Annotated in this window: 19 protein-coding genes and 1 pseudogene; 18 read left to right on the forward strand and 2 right to left on the reverse strand. The window is 63.6% G+C overall.

Annotation, left to right across the window (positions count from 1 at the left end):
- Positions 1 to 43 precede the first annotated feature (43 nt).
- The 10 genes and pseudogenes from ACWTU9_RS17345 to ACWTU9_RS17390 all read left to right on the forward strand — a co-directional run bounded on the left by ACWTU9_RS17345 (position 44) and on the right by ACWTU9_RS17390 (position 8,792).
- Positions 44 to 2,275, forward strand: coding sequence for a RelA/SpoT family protein (locus ACWTU9_RS17345; protein WP_142867696.1), 2,232 nt, complete (start codon positions 44 to 46; stop codon positions 2,273 to 2,275).
- Positions 2,276 to 2,396: 121 nt separating this feature from the next.
- Complete coding sequence (gene pyrE / locus ACWTU9_RS17350) at positions 2,397 to 2,975, forward strand: orotate phosphoribosyltransferase (protein ID WP_455859344.1); 579 nt, start codon at positions 2,397 to 2,399, stop codon at positions 2,973 to 2,975.
- Between the two features lie 16 nt (positions 2,976 to 2,991).
- A complete protein-coding gene (locus ACWTU9_RS17355) occupies positions 2,992 to 3,372 on the forward strand; it encodes a VOC family protein (protein WP_455859345.1) in 381 nt (126 codons plus the stop codon).
- Positions 3,373 to 3,633: 261 nt separating this feature from the next.
- A complete protein-coding gene (locus ACWTU9_RS17360; protein ID WP_454577033.1) occupies positions 3,634 to 4,218 on the forward strand; it encodes a DUF2062 domain-containing protein in 585 nt (194 codons plus the stop codon).
- On the forward strand, positions 4,215 to 4,628 hold the full coding sequence (acpS, locus tag ACWTU9_RS17365) for a holo-ACP synthase (protein ID WP_455859346.1): 414 nt from the start codon (positions 4,215 to 4,217) through the stop codon (positions 4,626 to 4,628). The genes ACWTU9_RS17360 and acpS overlap by 4 nt, the downstream gene beginning before the upstream one ends.
- A gap of 96 nt (positions 4,629 to 4,724) precedes the next feature.
- Entirely contained in the window at positions 4,725 to 5,474 is a 750-nt protein-coding gene (gene lepB / locus ACWTU9_RS17370; protein WP_454588391.1) for a signal peptidase I, read from the forward strand.
- Positions 5,474 to 6,190, forward strand: a complete 717-nt coding sequence (rnc, locus tag ACWTU9_RS17375) for a ribonuclease III (protein ID WP_455859347.1) — start codon at positions 5,474 to 5,476, stop codon at positions 6,188 to 6,190. The genes lepB and rnc overlap by 1 nt, the downstream gene beginning before the upstream one ends.
- Positions 6,187 to 7,119, forward strand: coding sequence for a GTPase Era (gene era, locus ACWTU9_RS17380; protein ID WP_454588389.1), 933 nt, complete (start codon positions 6,187 to 6,189; stop codon positions 7,117 to 7,119). Before rnc ends, era begins: the two co-directional genes overlap by 4 nt.
- Positions 7,120 to 7,490: 371 nt before the next feature.
- A complete protein-coding gene (gene recO, locus ACWTU9_RS17385; protein WP_455859348.1) occupies positions 7,491 to 8,267 on the forward strand; it encodes a DNA repair protein RecO in 777 nt (258 codons plus the stop codon).
- Positions 8,268 to 8,274: 7 nt separating this feature from the next.
- Positions 8,275 to 8,792, forward strand: a pseudogene (locus tag ACWTU9_RS17390) (PaaI family thioesterase).
- Between the two features lie 33 nt (positions 8,793 to 8,825).
- Here ACWTU9_RS17390 and ACWTU9_RS17395 read toward each other — a convergent pair.
- Positions 8,826 to 9,290, reverse strand: coding sequence for an NUDIX domain-containing protein (locus ACWTU9_RS17395; RefSeq protein ID WP_455859349.1), 465 nt, complete (start codon positions 9,288 to 9,290; stop codon positions 8,826 to 8,828).
- Positions 9,291 to 9,522: 232 nt separating this feature from the next.
- On the opposite strand from ACWTU9_RS17395, the gene ACWTU9_RS17400 reads away from it, so the two are divergent.
- The 8 genes from ACWTU9_RS17400 to ACWTU9_RS17435 all read left to right on the forward strand — a co-directional run bounded on the left by ACWTU9_RS17400 (position 9,523) and on the right by ACWTU9_RS17435 (position 17,549).
- Positions 9,523 to 12,294, forward strand: coding sequence for a DUF2339 domain-containing protein (locus ACWTU9_RS17400; RefSeq protein ID WP_455859350.1), 2,772 nt, complete (start codon positions 9,523 to 9,525; stop codon positions 12,292 to 12,294).
- Positions 12,295 to 12,355: 61 nt separating this feature from the next.
- Positions 12,356 to 12,598 carry a type II toxin-antitoxin system VapB family antitoxin gene (locus ACWTU9_RS17405; protein ID WP_455859351.1) on the forward strand — a complete coding sequence of 81 codons (243 nt, stop codon included), beginning with the start codon at positions 12,356 to 12,358 and terminating at the stop codon, positions 12,596 to 12,598.
- The gene (locus ACWTU9_RS17410) at positions 12,595 to 13,014 is read left to right on the forward strand and encodes a type II toxin-antitoxin system VapC family toxin (protein WP_455859522.1); all 420 of its coding nucleotides are present in this window, start codon (positions 12,595 to 12,597) and stop codon (positions 13,012 to 13,014) included. The genes ACWTU9_RS17405 and ACWTU9_RS17410 overlap by 4 nt, the downstream gene beginning before the upstream one ends.
- Positions 13,015 to 13,176: 162 nt before the next feature.
- Positions 13,177 to 13,695, forward strand: coding sequence for a sigma-70 family RNA polymerase sigma factor (locus ACWTU9_RS17415; RefSeq protein WP_455859352.1), 519 nt, complete (start codon positions 13,177 to 13,179; stop codon positions 13,693 to 13,695).
- The gene (locus tag ACWTU9_RS17420; RefSeq protein ID WP_454588382.1) at positions 13,692 to 14,483 is read left to right on the forward strand and encodes an anti-sigma factor family protein; all 792 of its coding nucleotides are present in this window, start codon (positions 13,692 to 13,694) and stop codon (positions 14,481 to 14,483) included. Before ACWTU9_RS17415 ends, ACWTU9_RS17420 begins: the two co-directional genes overlap by 4 nt.
- Before the next feature lie 206 nt (positions 14,484 to 14,689).
- Positions 14,690 to 15,787: a peptidase C39 family protein gene (locus ACWTU9_RS17425; protein WP_455859353.1), complete on the forward strand. Its 1,098-nt coding sequence runs from the start codon at positions 14,690 to 14,692 to the stop codon at positions 15,785 to 15,787.
- A gap of 5 nt (positions 15,788 to 15,792) precedes the next feature.
- Complete coding sequence (locus tag ACWTU9_RS17430) at positions 15,793 to 17,256, forward strand: RimK family protein (RefSeq protein ID WP_454588380.1); 1,464 nt, start codon at positions 15,793 to 15,795, stop codon at positions 17,254 to 17,256.
- Between the two features lie 20 nt (positions 17,257 to 17,276).
- Complete coding sequence (locus ACWTU9_RS17435; protein WP_454577047.1) at positions 17,277 to 17,549, forward strand: DUF3303 domain-containing protein; 273 nt, start codon at positions 17,277 to 17,279, stop codon at positions 17,547 to 17,549.
- Between the two features lie 38 nt (positions 17,550 to 17,587).
- Here the strand turns inward: ACWTU9_RS17435 and ACWTU9_RS17440 are convergent, their stop codons facing one another.
- Positions 17,588 to 18,493: a LysR substrate-binding domain-containing protein gene (locus ACWTU9_RS17440; RefSeq protein WP_455859354.1), complete on the reverse strand. Its 906-nt coding sequence runs from the start codon at positions 18,491 to 18,493 to the stop codon at positions 17,588 to 17,590.

Below are 18,493 nucleotides of genomic sequence, written 5' to 3' on the forward strand. Positions count from 1 at the left end.
CAGTGCGGCGCATCAATCATTTCAGCACCGAAAGAACCCGCCCATGATGCGTCAGTATGAGCTTGTCGAGCGCGTCGCGCGCTACAAGCCTGACGTCAACGAGGCGTTGCTCAACAAGGCCTATGTCTACGCCATGCAGAAGCATGGCCACCAGAAGCGCGCTTCCGGCGATCCCTATTTCTCGCATCCGCTCGAAGTCGCCGCCATCCTCACCGAAATGCACATGGATGAGGCGACGATCGCAGTCGCTCTGCTGCACGACACGATCGAGGACACGACCGCGACGCGGGCCGAGATCGACGATCTGTTCGGCCCCGAAATGGGCAAGCTGGTCGAAGGCCTGACCAAGCTGAAGAAGCTCGATCTCGTCTCCAAGAAGGCCGAGCAGGCGGAAAACCTGCGCAAGCTGCTGCTGGCCATCTCGGAGGATGTGCGGGTCCTGCTGGTCAAGCTTGCCGACCGTCTGCACAATATGCGCACCCTCGACCACATGCCGGAGGCCAAGCGCCTGCGCATCGCCGAGGAGACGATGGACATCTACGCGCCGCTGGCCGGGCGCATGGGCATGCAAGGCATGCGCGAGGAGTTGGAGGAGATCGCCTTCCGCTTCATCAATCCGGAGGCGTATCGCGCCGTCACGGCGCGGCTTGCCGAGATATTCGAGCGCAACAAGGGCGTGTTGACCGACATTGAGAAGGCACTGTCGGCGCTCTTTGAAAAGCATGCCATCAATGCCGGCGTGAAGAGCCGCCAGAAGAAGCCGTGGTCGGTGTTCCGCAAGATGGAGGCCAAGGCGCTGTCCTTCGAGCAACTCTCCGACATCTTCGGCTTCCGCGTCGTCGTCGACAGCGTCGAAGACTGCTATCGCGCACTCGGCGCTATCCATACGACATGGTCGATGGTTCCCGGCCGCTTCAAGGACTACATCTCGACGCCGAAGCAGAACGACTATCGCTCGATCCACACCACCATTGTCGGCCCGTCGCGTCAGCGCGTCGAACTGCAGATCCGCACCCGCGAGATGAACAAGATCGCCGAATACGGCGTCGCTGCCCATTCGATCTACAAGGACACCGGTGGCAAGACGAACGGTGCCGCCCATACGATCTCGAAGGAGACCAATGCCTATGCCTGGCTGCGGCGCACCATCGAGCAACTGGCCGAAGGCGACAATCCGGAAGACTTCCTCGAAAATACCAAGCTGGAACTGTTCCAGGACCAGGTATTCTGCTTCACGCCGAAGGGCATGCTGATCGCCCTGCCGCGCGGCGCCACCCCCATCGACTTCGCCTATGCCGTGCACACCGATGTCGGCGACACCTGCGTCGGCGCCAAGGTCAACGGCCGCATCATGCCGCTGATGACGGAGCTCAAGAACGGCGACGAGGTCGAGATCATCCGCTCCAAGGCGCAGGTGCCGCCGGCGGCCTGGGAATCGGTGGTCGTCACCGGCAAGGCGCGCTCGGCCATCCGCCGCGCCACCAAGAACGCCATCCGCAAGCAATATTCGGGTCTCGGCGCCCGCATCCTCGAGCGCGCTTTCGAGCGCGCCGGAAAGACCTTCACCAAGGAAAACCTGAAGCCGGTGCTGCACCGGCTGGCGCGCAAGGACATCGAGGATGTGCTGGCCTCGGTCGGGCGTGGCGAACTCGCCTCGACCGACGTCATGAAGGCGGTCTTCCCCGACTATAAGGACGAGCGCGTCACCGTCAGTGCCCCCAAGCAGCGCGAGGAGGGCTGGTCGAAGATCCGCAACGCCGCCGGCATGCTGTTCCAGATGCCCGGCACGCGAGCCGCGCGCAAGGACAAGGACCAGCCGCGCGATGGTGCCGTGCCGATCCGCGGCGTGCGCGGCGACCTGCCGGTGCGTTTCGCGCCGGAAGGTGCCGTGCCCGGCGACCGCATCGTCGGCATCGTCCAGCCGGGCACCGGCATCACCATCTATCCGATCCAGTCGCCGGCGCTGCAGGCCTTCGACGACCAGCCGGAGCGCTGGATCGATGTGCGTTGGGACATTGACGAGCAGACCAAGGAGCGCTTTCCGGCACGCGTCTCGGTCACCGCCATCAACGCGCCGGGCTCGCTCGCCGACATCGCCCAGGTGGTTGCCTCGAACGACGCCAACATCCATACGCTGTCGATGGTGCGCACCGCGCCCGACTTCACCGAAATGCTGATCGATCTCGAAGTCTGGGATCTGAAGCACCTCAACCGGCTGCTGTCGCAGCTCAAGGACAATTCGAGCGTCAGCGATGCGCGGCGGGTGAATGGGTGAATAGTGAATGCGGCGGGCGAATAGTGAATAGTGAATAGTGAATAGTGAATAGTGAAGAAGACGCACTCCCCGCTCACTACCATTCATCATTCACCACCCGCCACGGAACACGGAGCGAGCAATGAACACCGACGAAGTGCTGGGCATTTTCCGCGAGGCGGGCGCTGTTCTGGAGGGCCACTTCATCCTGACGTCTGGCCTGCGCAGTCCGGTCTTCCTGCAGAAGGCTCGGGTGTTCATGCATGCCGACAAGACCGAGCGCCTGTGCAAGGCACTAGCCGAAAAAATCCGCAAGGCGGTGCCGGGCACGATCGACTATGTCGTCGGCCCGGCGATCGGGGGCCTTATCCCGGCCTACGAAACCTCGCGCCATCTCGGCGTCCCGGCAATCTGGGTCGAGCGCGAAGGCGGCGAGTTCAGGCTGCGCCGCTTCGAGATCGCCCCGGGATCGCGGGTCGTCATCGTCGAGGACATCGTCACCACTGGTCTCTCGATCCGCGAGACCATCGACTGCCTGCGCGAACTTGGCGCCGAAGTGGTGGCTGCCGCCTGCATCATCGACCGCTCGGCCGGCAAGACCAATGTCAGCGTGCCGCTGATCGCGCTCGCCGAATATGAGGTGCCGGCCTATCCGGCCGACCGCCTGCCGCCCGAACTTGCCGCCATTCCCGCCATCAAGCCTGGCAGCCGCAACATCTAACCGGGAGGATCGCCGCATGATCGCCGGCATCGATCATTTCGTGCTGACGGTTCGCTCGGTGGAGGACAGCTGCGCCTTCTACCAGCGCGTGCTTGGCCTGAAACGTCTCGATGAGCCCGAGCGGCCGACGGCGCTGCTGTTCGGATCGCAGAAGATCAACCTGCATGAAGTCGGCCGCACTTTTGAACCGAAAGCCAAGACGCCGACGTCCGGCTCCGGCGATTTCTGCCTGGTCGCCGCAAGGCCGCTCGCCCAGATCTGTGCCAGCCTGGAGGCCAATGGCGTGGCAATAGAAGTCGGCCCGGTCGAGCGCACCGGCGCTCGTGGCGCAATGATGTCGGTCTATTTCCGTGACCCGGACGGCAATCTGGTCGAAGTCAGTGAATATCGGGAATAGTTTATCCCCCTCGGCGTCGTCTTCGCGGGCGGCCTTATCGTCGTCATCCAGCCTCTCACCTGACGTTGTCCTCAGTTTCGCCCCAATAGCGCTCTTGTTACAGGCCTGCGGCAGACCATCGCGGCGGCGTTTTGTTGTTCCGCGGCAAGGCAGTCGCTATATCAAAGTCGTTGTTGCCTTTCTGCGCCCTCGAAGCGCAAGATAGACCTATCGCGTCCGGCCTGGATGGTTGGGGCGTTGCTGAACGGGAACTGAAACAGAGTGCTTTTTCGACGCCGCAAGCCTGATGGCCTGTTGGAGCGGGTGCGTACCTATCTCTGGCCGCGCCGCTCGTTTTCTCGCTCGTTGCAATATTTCTCCAAGCGCATCCTCAGGCTGAAGGCCACCCCGCACGCAGTGGCGGCCGGCGTCGCGGCCGGCGTGTTCGCCTCCTTCTTCCCGCTCGGCTTCCATTTCGTCATTGCCGCAGTGCTCTGCTGGGTAATCGCCGGCAATCTGGTGGCGGCGGCACTGGGTGCCGTGTTCTTCGGCAATCCGCTGACGTTCCCGCTGCTCTGGGGCGCGTCCTGGGAGACCGGCAAGCTGATCCTGCATGAGCGCCTGCCCAAGAACGGACCCCCCGCGCATCTCGGCGAAATGATGCATACCCTGTCGTTTGCCAAGCTGTGGCACCCGATCCTGGAGCCGATGCTGATCGGCGCGGTGCCGCTCGGGCTGGTCTTCGGCCTGATCTTCTACGGCATCACACGCTGGGGCATGACCGCCTTTCGCGAGCAGCGCCGGAAGCGCATGGCCGAACGGGCACACAAATCCGGCCACCGCGGACGGGAAGTTCCGGCGGAATGATCATCGGCATCGGCAGCGACCTGATCGACATCAGACGCATCGAAAAGTCGCTGGAACGGCATGGCCAGCGTTTCATCCAGCGCATCTACACCGCGATCGAACAAGCCCGCTCGGAGGGCCGTGCCGGGCGTGTCGCCTCCTATGCCAAGCGCTTCGCCGCCAAGGAGGCCTGCGCCAAGGCGCTCGGCACCGGCCTGGCGCAAGGCGTGTTCTGGCGCGACATGGGCGTCGCCAACCTGCCCAGCGGCGCGCCGACCATGGTGCTGACCGGGGGAGCGGCGGCACGGCTGGCCAAAATCCTGCCGCAAGGGCACAAAGCGGCGATCCACCTCACAATCACCGATGATTTCCCGCTTGCTCAAGCCTTTGTGATCATCGAGGCGTTGCCCGCCGAACAAGCGCCACATTGATTGCATCTGACGACCGGCGATTATATCTAACGCCGGCATGACGTTGCCCAGCGCGCGCCGAGACTCTATACCATCCAACGCATAATCGAGGACGACATGAGCGTGGCTGAAAAATCCGAGAAGAAATCCGGCGGGCTTGGCGAAATCGTCAGCGTCATCATCCAGGCTTTGTTGCTGGCCATGGTCATCCGCACGCTGCTGTTCCAGCCCTTCTCGATCCCGTCGGGATCGATGCGGCCGACTTTGCTCGAAGGCGACTATCTCTTCGTCACCAAATGGTCCTATGGCTTCTCGCGCTATTCGTTGCCGTTCGGCCCCGACATCTTTTCCGGCCGCATCTGGGGTTCCGACCCGAAGCGCGGCGACGTCGTGGTGTTCAAGTTCCCGCCGGATCCGTCGCTTGACTACATCAAGCGCGTCGTCGGCCTGCCCGGCGACAAGATCCAGATGAAGAACGGCCAGCTGTTCATCAACGGCGAGGGTGTTCCGCGTGTGAAGACCGGCCAGATCCAAAATCCGGATATCACCGAAGTGCCTGAGCCGGTCGACGTCTATCGCGAGACCCTGCCCAACGGCGTCAGCTACGACACACTCGACCTGACACCGAATTCGATAACCGACAACACCAAAGAGTTTGTCGTGCCCGCCGGCAACTATTTCATGATGGGCGACAACCGCGACAACTCTTCCGACAGCCGCCTCAGCGTCGGCTACGTGCCGGCTGAGAACCTGGTCGGCCGCGCCAACATCGTTTTCTTCTCGATCGCCGGCAAAGCGAGCCCGCTCGAGATCTGGAAATGGCCGTCGCTGGTGCGCCTGTCGCGCATGTTCCATTTCGTAAATTGATGGCTTTGAAGCGCCCGACTGGTGACACTCTTGCCGACTTGGTGAAAGCCAGGACCGGCCATTCCTTCCGGGATGTCCGTTTGCTCGAGACCGCGCTGACCCATTCCAGTGCGGTCAGGGCCAACAGCAACAACCAGCGCCTCGAATTCCTCGGCGATCGCGTGCTCGGCCTGATCGTTGCCGACATGCTTTTCGAAAAATTCCCCGAAGCGCCGGAAGGTGAAATCGCGCCGCGCTTCAATGCCCTGGTCGATGCGCGGACATGTTCCGAGATCGGCATCGAAATGCAGCTGGAAGATCTGGTCCGGGCGGACGCAGCCTTGAAGGCGCGCTCGCGCGGCTCGGGCGGAAACTATCTGGCCGACGCGGTCGAAGCGCTGATCGCGGCGGTCTATATCGATGGCGGCCTCGATGCCGCCAGGCAATTTGTTCTGCGATACTGGGAGCCGCGCTCGAAGAAGGTGGTGGCAAAGCCGCCCAACCCGAAATCCGACCTGCAGGAATGGATTGCCAAGACGAGCGATGTCCGGCCCGAATACGCGATCGAAAAACGTGAAGGACCCGAGCATCAACCGGTTTTCACTGTTTCCGTGAGGGTCAGTGGCTTTGCCCCGGCAAGCGGCATAGGCGGCTCTCGCCGCGCAGCCGAGGAAGCGGCGGCATCGGCATTTCTTGTGCGTGAAGGCATCTGGGCCAACCAAGGGAGTGCGGCATGACCGCCGGTGAAGACTTGCCCTCGGCAGCGGAGGCTCCCGTCACCCATTCCGGCTTCGTCGCCCTGATCGGCGCGCCCAATGCCGGCAAGTCGACGCTGGTCAACCAGCTGGTCGGAGCCAAAGTGTCGATCGTCACCCACAAGGTGCAGACCACCCGCGCCATCGTGCGCGGCATCGCCACGCACGACAATGCGCAGATCGTCTTCGTCGACACGCCGGGCATCTTCAAGCCGAAGCGCCGGCTCGACACCGCGATGGTGACCACGGCCTGGGGCGGCGCCAAGGACGCCGATATCGTGCTGCTGTTGATCGATGCGGAGCGCGGCATCAGGGGCGACGCCGACGCCATCCTCGAGCGGCTGAAGGATGTCCGCCAGCCGATGGTGCTGATCCTCAACAAGGTCGACCGGGTCAAGCACGAAGCGCTTTTGGCCTTGTCCGCGGCAGCGAATGAAAAAGTGCCGTTCAAGCGCACCTTCATGGTCTCGGCGCTTACCGGCTCCGGCTGCAAGGACCTGCTCGACTACCTCGCGCAAGCGCTGCCGGCTGGCCCCTGGTACTATCCGGAAGACCAGATTTCCGACCTGCCGATGCGTCAGCTGGCGGCCGAGATCACGCGCGAAAAACTCTATCTGCGCCTCCACCAGGAACTGCCTTATTCCTCCCATATAGAGACCGAGAAATGGGAAGAGAAGCCGGACGGCTCGGTGCGCATCGACCAGACCATTTATGTCGAGCGCGACAGCCAGAAGAAGATCGTGCTCGGTCACAAGGGCGAGACGATCCGCGCCATCGGCCAGTCCGCGCGCATGGAGATATCAGGCATTTTGGAGCAGAAGGTGCACCTGTTCCTGTTCGTCAAGGTTCGCGAGAACTGGGGCGATGACCCCGAACGCTACCGCGAGATGGGGCTGGAGTTTCCTCATTGAGATTCGTCATCTGGAACTGCCCGGCAGTTTGAGACGACGGCATGCATGACCCGAAACTGACGATCGATACCGATCTCGTGCGCCGGCTGATGGCCGGCGGACAAAGCTTTCAGACCCATAATAGACAACGATAGTCACCGCCGGTCTGCCCGATCGGTCGACATGCTGGACACGACCCATCCGAACCAGTCCGGCAGGTTGTGCGTCGACCGCGCCGGCCAACCCGTTCTTATTGGCGGTTGCTTGGCGGAAAATCCCGACGGCTTTCCGATGGTTTTCCGACATTTCGATGCAAGCCAATGTCAGGAGCTCATGCAGGGTCCCCGGCACGATCCTTGATTTCGCCACGCAACCGGTGACAAGCTCCCGCCATGGAATGGCGCGACGAGGGAATCATTCTCGGCACTCGCAAGCATGGCGAAACCAGCGCCATCCTCGAGGTGATGACGCGCGCGCATGGCCGCCATCTGGGCCTGGTGCGCGGCGGCCGCTCGCGCAAGCAGCAGCCGGTGCTGCAGCCCGGCAACCGCGTCGACCTGCTGTGGCGGGCCCGCCTCGACGAGCATCTCGGCACCTTCCAGGCCGAGGCGATCGAGATGAACGCCGCCCGGCTGATGGACACCGCGGTAGCCGTCTACGGGCTGCAGACCATGGCCGCGCATCTGAGGCTCCTGCCGGAGCGCGACGCCCATGGCGGCCTCTACGAGACGCTGGCCGTGATGATCGCTCATCTCGACGATGCGGATGCCGCCGGCGAACTGGTGGCGCGCTTTGAACTGCTCATCCTCGATGAACTCGGCTTCGGCCTCGATCTCAGCCAGTGCGCGGCGACCGGCGCCCGGCAGGATCTGGCCTATGTCTCGCCGAAATCCGGCCGCGCGGTATCGCGCCAGGCCGGCGCGCCATGGCGCGACAAGATGCTGGCGCTGCCGGCCTTCCTGCAGCGCGGCTCCGGCCTGCGTGCCGATCAGGCGGCACTTGAGGATGCTTTCCGGCTGACCGGTTTCTTCTTTACCCGCCATGTCTACGAGCCGCGCGGCATCGAACAGCCAGACGCGCGTACCGGTTTCCTCGCCGCCTTGCGCAAGCATCATTCGGGCGGCAAAGCCGCCGCAACGGCAGGCGCCCTCCCAGAAATCACGCCGTGAGATTCCCATGAGCGAAGTCGAACTTTATCCAGGCCGGGTGTCGCCGCTTGGCCTTGGCACCATTCCGCTTGCCGACCTCCTCGAATACAGCGGCCTCGACTTGCTGCAGCGGATCATCGACGGCAAATATCCGGCGCCGCCGATCTCCTTCCAGCTGAATTTTACGCTGACCGAAGTGTCTGAGGGCCGGGCGGTGTTTCGCGGCATGCCGAGCGAGCGCCACCTCAACCCGTTGGGCGGCGTGCATGGCGGCTGGGCGGCAACGTTGCTGGACTCCGCACTGGCCTGCGCGGTTCAGAGCTGCTCGACAAGGGCGAGGCCTATACGACGGCCGAGTTCAAAGTGAATTTTACGCGGCCGATCACGCCAAGGACTGGCGAGGTGGTCTGCGAGGGCAAGATCGTCCACAAGGACCGCACGCTGGCGGTATCGGAAGCGACGCTGAAGGACGCGCAGGGCAAATTGCTCGCCTTCGGCACCGAGACATGCTCGATCTTTCCAGCCGCCAATCTCGCGGCGCGCTGAGGCTCGCCATCCGACGGGAGGGCAACGTAGCGCTCAGCCCGTTTTGCGACGCTCGATGAAATCATCGAGCATGGCGCGCTGACCGCTGAGAATCTTGAGGCTGGCTTCAGCCAATGAAAACCAGCCGGCCCTGTCGACTTCGGGAAATTCCTTCATCGCGCCCGACCTTGGCGGCCACTCCATGGTGAACATGCTGCTTTTGACGGCATCGGCGTCGAGGTCGGCTTCGACACTCCAGGCGATGACGATCTTGCCGCCGGCTTGCCGGTAGCTGCCGACACGCTCGAAATCGCCTTCGATGGCGACACCGAGTTCCTCCTTGGCCTCGCGCCGGGCGGCCGCCAGCTCATCCTCGTTCTCTTCGACAAGACCCTTGGGGATCGACCACGCGCCTTCATCCTTCCTTGCCCAGAACGGGCCGCCGGGATGGACCAGAAGAAATTCGAGAATGCCGGCCTTTGTCCGGTGGATCAGCAATCCCGCGCTTCTTTTCGGCATTGGATTTCCTCGCAGCTCATCTGAGGATAGCATGTCTCCCTGGCAAGTAGCGGTGGCGCCATTCCTGACCATCCGGGATAATGGGTGAGGATAACGACTGTAGACCGCTGGAATTTGCCGGCGAAACATGCTCGATGATTTCTCTCCGGTCACCATTGCGGTGGCGTGACTTGAATAGCCGTGTGGCCGCCGCAATTGTCAGTGAAAACTGGCCTGGTTTGGGGGAACCGCCATGTTTGAAAGCCTGATAGGCGCTGTCGTCGTTATCGTGCTTTTCGTCATCGTGCTGCGGCAGCAGGGCCGCATCGGCCTGATCGAGCGCGAACTAGGCGCGCTGCGCAGCCTGGTTCTGTCCGGGGTGAATGTCGCCGCGCCCGCTGCCAAGGCAGTTGAGGCGGTCGCAAGTGACAACGTGCCCGCGGATGCCGCTCAGGCCACCGCAGCGATTGCCGGCATAGCTTCGCCAATAGCAGCCGAAGCGGCACCAGCACAGGCGGCGACCGCGGCGACCGAAGCAGCACAAGCACCGGCTGCGGCTGCCGAAGCGGCCGCCAGCGAGCCTGTGCCAGAGCTGTCAGCCGCGGCCAAGGCGGCGTTCACCGGATCCGCGACCGCCGCAGCAAAAGCCGCCCGCCGGTCCGAGGTCGAAACCGCGCTCGGCACACGCTGGGCGGTCTGGGTCGGCGGCATCGCGCTGGCCTTGGGCGGCCTGTTCCTCATCCGCTACACCATCGAGGCTGGCATTTTCGGCCCGGAAGTGCGGCTGGCCCTGGCAGCCTTGCTCGGGCTGGTGCTGATCGGCGGCGGCGAGTTCATCCGCCGCACGGGCTTCAAGGTTCCGGTGGAAGGGTTGGCTGGCGCCTATATCCCGGCGATCCTGACGGCTGCCGGTGCCTTCATCCTGTTCGGCACGGTCTATGCCGCCCATGCCGTTTACGGCTTCGTCGGCCCGACCTTCGCCTTCACCGTGCTCGGCGCCATCGGCGTGGCGACGATTGTCGCCGCTCTCATCCACGGCCAGGCCCTGGCCGGCATCGGCCTTGTCGGCTCCATGGCGACGCCGGCGCTTGTGTCCTCTCAGGCGCCATCTCCATGGGCGCTTTTCGTCTATCTCGCCATCGTGCTTGCCGCCACCGCCGTGATCGCCCGCATGCGCGACTGGAAATTCCTGATGGCGGCGGCGTTCTTCGGCACCGGCGCCTGGACCATCGCTTATATGATGGCTTCGCCCGGCACCGACCTTGCCGTCATCCTGTTCATCGACGCGGTGACGCTGGCGGTGCTTGCCTTTGTCTGGCTGGGTAGCCGCGGCGGCGAAGCGGAAACGGCAAAGAACGCCTTCGACTGGCCCTCGATCGTGCCAGGTGTCTTCGTTGCTTTTTCGGCGCTGGGCCTGTCCGTCGACATGACACTGGTCGCCGCCGGCGGCGCCCTGCCTGGCGCGTTCGTCCTCGTCGCCCTTGTCGCCACCGCGCTCTACCGGCCGCGCGCGCTGCCGCTGCTGCACGCCGCCGGTGTGGTGAGTGTGATGATCTATCTCGGCATCATTCCGCCCGCCACCATCGGCTCAGGCATATCCCAGGGAAACATAGGCTTTGACGGAATGCCGGTGGCGGCCGGAAATCCCTTGACCCTGCGCATCGGCATTGGTCTTGGCCTAGTCTTCATCGGCGCCGGTTTCTGGGCCGCACGCCGCTTCGCCGCCACCACGCAGGTTCGCGCGGCATGCTGGGCGGCATGGGGCGTTGCCGCGCCGCTGGTTATTCTGCTGACGCTGTGGCTCGCCTACGGCAATCTCGACCGCGACCTGGCCTATGCCGCGGTCGCTACCCTTCTGGTCGTCGTCTTCGCCGCCGGCGGCGAATGGATCGCGCGCGCCGAAGAGCCGCCGCTCAGGGGTGGCGTGGCCGTTTCCTTTGCACTGGGTGGAGCGGCTGTGGCTGGCCTGCTGATGCCCCACATGGCTTTCGGTTCCGGCTGGACCACGCTGCTTCTCGGCGTTGCGGCAATCGTGCCGGCGCTGGCGACGCGCTGGCGCTCCTATCCGGTCCTCGGCTGGATTTCGGTCGGCGCGGTTGTCGCCGTGCTTGGCCGCGTTGCCTTCGATCCGACCATCGTCGGCGCCGAATTGCTGACGACGACGCCGGTGTTCAACTGGCTGCTGCCCGGTTACGGCGTGCCGGCGCTCGCCTTCGGCTTCGCCGCCTGGCAACTCGCCCGCACCACCAATGGCCGGCCGCGCCTTGCCATGGAGGCGGGTGCAGCCCTTTTCGCGCTGCTCACCATCGCCATGCTGGTGCGCCACGCCATGCATGGCGGCGTCATCGACACCGGCACCGTCACGCTCGCCGAACAGGCGATCTACACCCTGATCGCCCTCGGCGCCGGCGCCATATTGGTCGCCATCGACATGCGCTCGCCAAGCTCGGTGCTGCGCTACGGCTCGATGGCCGCCGGCGTGGTCTCGGTCGCCTTCATCGTCTTCCAGCATTTCCTGATGCTGAACCCGTTGTTCACCGATGAGTCGACCGGCCAGATCCCGGTGTTCAACCTCTTGTTCCTGGCCTACCTCCTGCCGGCCATCGCCGCTGGCGGGCTGGCGCTCTATGCCAGGGACAAGCGGCCGCCATGGTACGCGCAGATGCTGGCTGTTGTGGCGGCATTGCTTGTCTTCGCCTACGCCACACTGTCGGTCAGGCGTGCGTTCAAGGGCGAGTTCATCGGCCTGTGGAGCGGTCTCGGCCAGCTCGAGACCTACACCTATTCGGCGCTCTGGCTGGTCATCGGCGTCGTGCTGCTCACCGCCGGCGTCTGGCTGAAATCGCAGGTGCTGCGCATTGCCTCGGCGGCGCTGATCGCGATTGCCGTGGTGAAAGTCTTCCTGTTCGACATGTCGGAGCTGGAAGGCGTGCTCAGGGCGCTGTCCTTCATCGGCCTCGGCGCCGTGCTGATCGGCATCGGCCTGTTCTACCAGCGGCTGCTGACCAGGGCGGCGAGGGAGTAGCGCTGCTTCTTGAACGAATATGCAGGATGGAATATATGAATATCCAATAAAGGATATTCATATGCCGCTCTATATACGTGACGACGAAGTGGATGCGCTGGCCACCCGATTGCAGCGCGAGACGAACGCTCCGAGCAAAACCGAGGCGGTACGGATCGCGCTCGTACACGAACTCGAACGCAATCGAACCAAGGTGCCGCTGCGCGACCGGATTGCCAGGCTACAGCTCGAGGCCAGGAAGATTGGTCTGCCCAATCCCGATTTCGATATGAAGAGGTTCACCGACGAGATGTGGGAAGACTGATGTTTGTCGACGCGTCGGTGGTGGTCGCCATTCTCAACCAGGAGCCGGGTTGGGAGGAATTGATCAAGCGGGTTTCCGGGTTTTCCGGCTTGCTCTGCGTTTCTCCCTTGGTGCGCTTCGAAGCAACACAAGCACTGGCGCGTGCTGGTGCGGGGTCGCGCAAACCCACTGCCGGGGCACTTCTCCATGCTCGCGATTTGGTTGATCGGTTCATTCTGGAGATTGACGGAGACAATGTGACGATCGACGACGACATCGGCTCTCGGGCCATCGACGCCAGCGCCCGTTACGGCAAAACCGTTGGGCACCAAGCGGATCTGAACCTTGGCGACTGTTTCGCCTACGCCTGCGCGAAAAGTCGCGATCTTCCGCTCCTCTACAAGGGCAATGATTTCGCACTGACCGATTTGGGATAATTCGGCTTTCTTGTTGATTGCCGGGAATAATTCGGCTCACGCTCTCGTTATCTCAGTGCTTGGGTGACCGGGGCGGCAGACCGCTTCGCGCTGGCTGCTTGCGCCACGCCGGGAAGGCGCGTTCAATCGGGTTAAACAAGGGCGACCTCAGAACCAGCGGTCATGGACGAAAAGAAGGCAGCAATCCTTGGTGAAATACCGCGCCTGCGCCGCTACGCACGCTCGCTTCTGCGCGACCGCGATTCCGCCGACGATCTCGTCCAGGATTGCCTCGAACGGGCGCTGTTGCGGCTCGAGAGCTGGCAGACAGGAGAAAGCCCCCGGAGGTGGCTGTTTACGATCATGCATCATTTGTTCATCGATCAGATGCGCAAGGTGAACCGGCGCGGTGAGGTGGCGATCCTGCCGCTCGACGCAAACGAGGCGCAGGCAGTCCCCGCCGAGCAGGCGGAGAATGCTGCATCGCGCGAGATCATCGAGGCTCTGCAGGCGATCAGCCCCGACCGCCGCGCCGCCCTTGTCATGGTCGCCATCGAAGGATTTTCCTATGCCGAAGCCGCCAACATTCTCGGCGTGCCCGCAGGCACGCTGATGTCGCGCATAGCGCGCGGGCGCGAGGAACTGCGCAGCCTGCTCGACGACACCGCACGCCGCCGCTCGATAAGGATCGTCGAGAAATGACCCGCCGCGATTTTTCCGAACGCGACATCCACATGGCCCTCGACGGCGAGCTGCCGGCAGACGAGCGCGCCGCCTATGACGCCTGGATCGACGCCAATCCCGAAATGAAGGCGAAAAGCGCCCGCTACACCGCCGACCGCGCCGCGCTACGCGCCGCCTTTGCCGGCGTGCTCGACGAGCCGGTGCCGATGCTGTTCAAACAGATCGTGCGCGGCGAAGGCCCGACCAGGGTAGCGGCGCGGCACTCGCGCTGGTGGCTTGCGGCTGCGGCGGCCGCGGTTCTCGTCGTTGGCGGTCTTGGCGGCTATTTTGCCGGCATCGACGGCATCGGCAGCGATGACGGAGCAGATGACCAACTGGCCGAGGAGGCCATCGCCGCCCATGTCATCTATGCCGCCGAGCAACGCCATGCGGTGGAAGTCCCGGCCAGCGACAAGGACCATCTGCAGACCTGGCTGTCCAACCGCGTCGGCCTGAAGCTGGTGGCGCCCGATCTGGTGGCGGAAGGCTTCCAGCTGGTTGGCGGCCGGTTGCTGCCCGCCGGCCAGGGCAAGGCCGCTATGCTGCTCTACGAGGACGCCAAGGGCCAGCGCATCTCCCTGTTCGTTACCGCCGACTCGGCTGCCAAGTCCAAGGGCACCTACATGGCGGACGCCGACGGTCCCGAGGCCGTCTACTGGCTGGACAAGGGCTATGCCTGCGCCGTCGTCGGCTCGCTGCCGCGTGAGCAACTGGCTGCGGTCGCCAAGCGCGCCTACGGTCAGCTTCTGGCGGGTCTCGCCAGTTGAGCGCATTCCGTTTTCGGGTCATGCGCCGGGCCGGCGCCGCACTTCGCGGTGCCGCTCCCACGCCCGCCACTCGCGGCGGAACCTGTCACAATTCGGCCCTATTCAAGGTGCGATAGCGCTTGGCTGATGTCGGCGTTTCGGCCGATGTTTGCGTCGTTTTTGACCGGGGCCTTTTCCTCCACCCAATCGAGGTTTTCTGAACCCGCATGCCTGCCGAGATTCGCAAGGCCCGCGCGTCCGACGTCGATGACCTCGCCGCCATCGAGAAGGCGGTTTTTTCCAGTGACCGCATTTCCCGGCGCTCCTTTCGCCAGTTGATCGAGCGCGAGACCGCCGAGTTGCTGGTCGCCGAGGACGATGGCCGCGTCGCCGGTTACGCCGTGGTGTTGTTTCGCAAGGGCAGCGGCGTGGCCCGGCTCTATTCGCTTGCCACCAGTCCGTTTTTCGGCGGCCGCGGCATTGGCCGCATGCTGCTTGCATCGGCCGAAGAGGCAGCCTTTGAGCACGACCGCATGATGCTGCGTCTCGAAGTGCGCGAGGACAATCTGCGCGCCATCCGCATCTATGAGCAGAGCGGCTACCGCAAGATCGGTCGCGAACCCCACTATTACGAGGATGGCGAGACGGCTCTGCGCTACGAAAAGACCTTGCGCGGCGACATTCCGGTCGCCACCGAAGTGCCGTTTTACCAGCAGACCTGCGAGTTCACCTGCGGCCCATGCTGCCTGATGATGGCGATGGCCAATTTCGATTCCGGCTTCGTGCCCGATCCGGTCATGGAAATCCGCCTGTGGCGCGAGGCGACGACTGTTTTCATGATGTCCGGCCCGGGCGGTTGTGAGCCGTTCGGCCTTGCGGTGGCCGGCCACGAAAACGGATTAGCGGCCGAAATCTTCGTGTCCTTCTACGGCGCGCTCTTCTTGCAATCGGTGCGCAGCGAGGACAAACGCCGGGTGATGGAACTTGCCCAGGTCGACTTTCGCCGTCGCGCGGAACAATACGGCATCCCGGTGAATTACCGTCCATTCGCCATCGACGACATCAGAGGCGCTTTGGCCGAGGGAAAACTTGTGCTGGTGCTGATCAGCGGCTTCCTGATGTTCGGCAAGAAGGTGCCGCATTGGGTGTTGGCCATCGGCGACGACGGCGATCACATCCTGATCCACGATCCCTGGGTCGAGGACGAAAGACAGGAGACCATCCTCGATGCCGCCAACATTCCCGTCCCCCACGGCATCTTCATGAACATGGCGCAATTCGGCCGCGACGGACTGCGTGCTGCCATCACTCTTGGGAAACGCTGATAACAATGACCTGGGTCATCCTCACCGGCCGTCAGAATGATCTCGACCAGACGGCGACGCCACATAAGATCATCACCAACCGTGACTATCTTGCACATCCGGCGCTGTTTCGCGGCCAGCAGCCGAAGGTGATCAACCTGTCGAACAATTACGCCTACCAGAGCCGCGGCTACTATGCCTCTCTGCTCGCCGGTTCGCGCGGCCACAAGGTCATCCCGACGGTCGAGACGATGATCGACCTGTCGGAGCGCAAGCTCTACGAGCACGCACTGCCGGAGCTGGAACTGGCGCTCAACAAATGCCGCAAGGATCTCGGCGGCGTCTTTCCGCAAAAAGTCTGCATCTTCTTCGGCATCGGGCCGTCGAAGATCTGGGATCGCTTCGCCAAGCTGTTGTTCGACTGGTTCCGCGCCCCCGCGCTTGAGGTCCACATCAAGGACAGCGCCGAATGGGCTTCGATCCGCAAGATCGGCTTCCTGCCGCTGGCCAGGATGACCGAGGAGGAAGAAGCCTTATTCGTGCAGGCGCTGGAGACCTACACCAACCGCGAGTGGCGTGACACCAAGGGCCGCACGCCGGCGCGCTACACCTTCGCCACGCTGGTCGATCCGCATGAGGAACTGCCGCCGTCGGAGATTTCCTCGCTGCGCTACTGGGCCAAGATCGCCGAAAAGATGGGCGTCGAAATCGAGCCGATCACCAGGAAGGACCTGGCCAAGCTCGCCAATTACGACGCGCTGTTCATCCGCGAGACCACTTCGATCTCCAACCACACCTACCGCTTTGCCCGCCGCGCCCAGCAGGAAGGCATGCCGGTGATCGACGATCCGCTGTCGATGATCCGCTGCACCAACAAGGTCTATCTCAACGAGCTGATGGCCTACAACAAGGTGCCGGTGCCGCCGACGGTGATGATTGCCGGCACCACCGACCTCGAACTGGCGGCGCAGACGCTGGGCTTTCCGCTGGTGCTGAAGATCCCGGATTCATCGTTCTCGCGCGGCGTCAAGAAATGCGGCAACTTCGAGGAACTGAAGACACTCGCCACGGAGTGGCTTGAGGATTCCGATCTTCTGATCGCGCAGAAATTCATTCCGACCGAATATGACTGGCGCGTCGGCGTGCTCGGCGGCCAGCCTCTGTTTGCCGTGCACTATCTGATGGCCAAAAAACATTGGCAGATCGTCAACCACAAGGCCAGCGGCAAGCCCGACCAGGGCGGCATCAAGACCTTTACGCTGAAAGAGACGCCGCCGCATGTCGTCGAGACCGCGGTGAAGGCGGCGCGCTGCATCGGTGACGGGCTTTACGGCGTCGACCTCAAGGAAACCAAGGACGGTGTCTTCGTCATCGAGGTCAACGACAACCCCAATCTCGACCATGGTTGGGAGGATTCCGGCGAAAAGGACGAGGTCTGGGTGCGGCTGACGCAATGGTTCCTGGAGCGGCTCGATCGTCCCGGGCGGTAATTCAAGGCGAGGGGGGACGTATGCAGTTCATCGTCATCGAGGATTTCACCGGCTGCGATCGCAAGGAAATCTATCGCCGCTTCGGCGAGCGCGGCCGCCTGAAGCCGGACGAGCTTGTCGTCCACCACTCCTGGATCGCGGCGGATATGAGCCGCTGCTTCCTTCTGGTCGAGGCCGATGACGTCACGCTGCTGCAGCGCTGGGTCATCGAATGGTCTGACCTGGTGGAGTTCGAGATCATTCCCGTGGCGACGAACAAGGACATGGTAGCGGCATTGGCGGGCCATCTTTGAGTGGTGGTATTCGCCGCCCATCTCTGAGCCGCAAGCCATCATCGAAGCGCCGGCGAATCCACCGACCGCCGGCATTCCTCGATCAGCCAGGAACGGAACGCCGCCACCACGTCGCGCCTTGCGCTGCGCTCGGGGATTGTCAGGCAATAGGGCTGGCGCAGCGCGATCGATAGGGCGCTCGGCCGGACCAGCCGGCCGTCTTCCAGCGCCTTGGCGCAATAGATGCCTTGCGCCAACGCCACGCCCAGCCCCGAAATCGCCAGGTCGAGCGCTGCCCGCGATGAGTTCGCCGACAGGCCGCGCTGCACTGCCCGGCCGGGATCGATGCCGGCCGCCTCGAACCAGTTGCGCCATGACGGGAACGACGCTCCGGTCGGCCCCCAATCGGTGTGGATCAGCGGGAAGCCGGCAAGGTTCTCTAGCCTGATCTTGGCGGCAAGCCTTGGCGCGCACACGGGATACACGGCGTCCCTGACGATGTCCTCGGTCGGGTGTTCACGATAGTGCGGTCCGAAGGACAGCCTGAGGTCGACCAGTTCACGGTCGAACGGCACCGGGTCGTCATCGCCGCGCAGAGAGATGTCGACGGCGCCGTGGCTGGCGACAAAGCCGGCGAGACGCTCCGAGAGCCAGCCCATCGCCATGGACGGCGGCACCGATATGACAAGCCGCGGGCGGAAGGCATCGCCGCCGCGCGCGACGCTGCCGATCTCCTGGAAGGCCAGGGTCAGCCTCGGCAGCATCTCGACGCCGGCCTCGGTGAGCACGACGCGGCGGTTGACGCGGTGGAACAGCTTGCGGCCCATCTGCTCCTCGACGGTGCGGATGAGCTGACTGACGGCGGCTGCCGAGATCGACAGTTCTTCCGCCGCCGCGGCAAAGCTGCCCGAGCGCGCCGCCGCCTCGAAGGCTTGAAGTCCTCTCAGGGATGGAAGTGCGGCCAT

Source organism: Mesorhizobium sp. 128a (assembly GCF_053848025.1).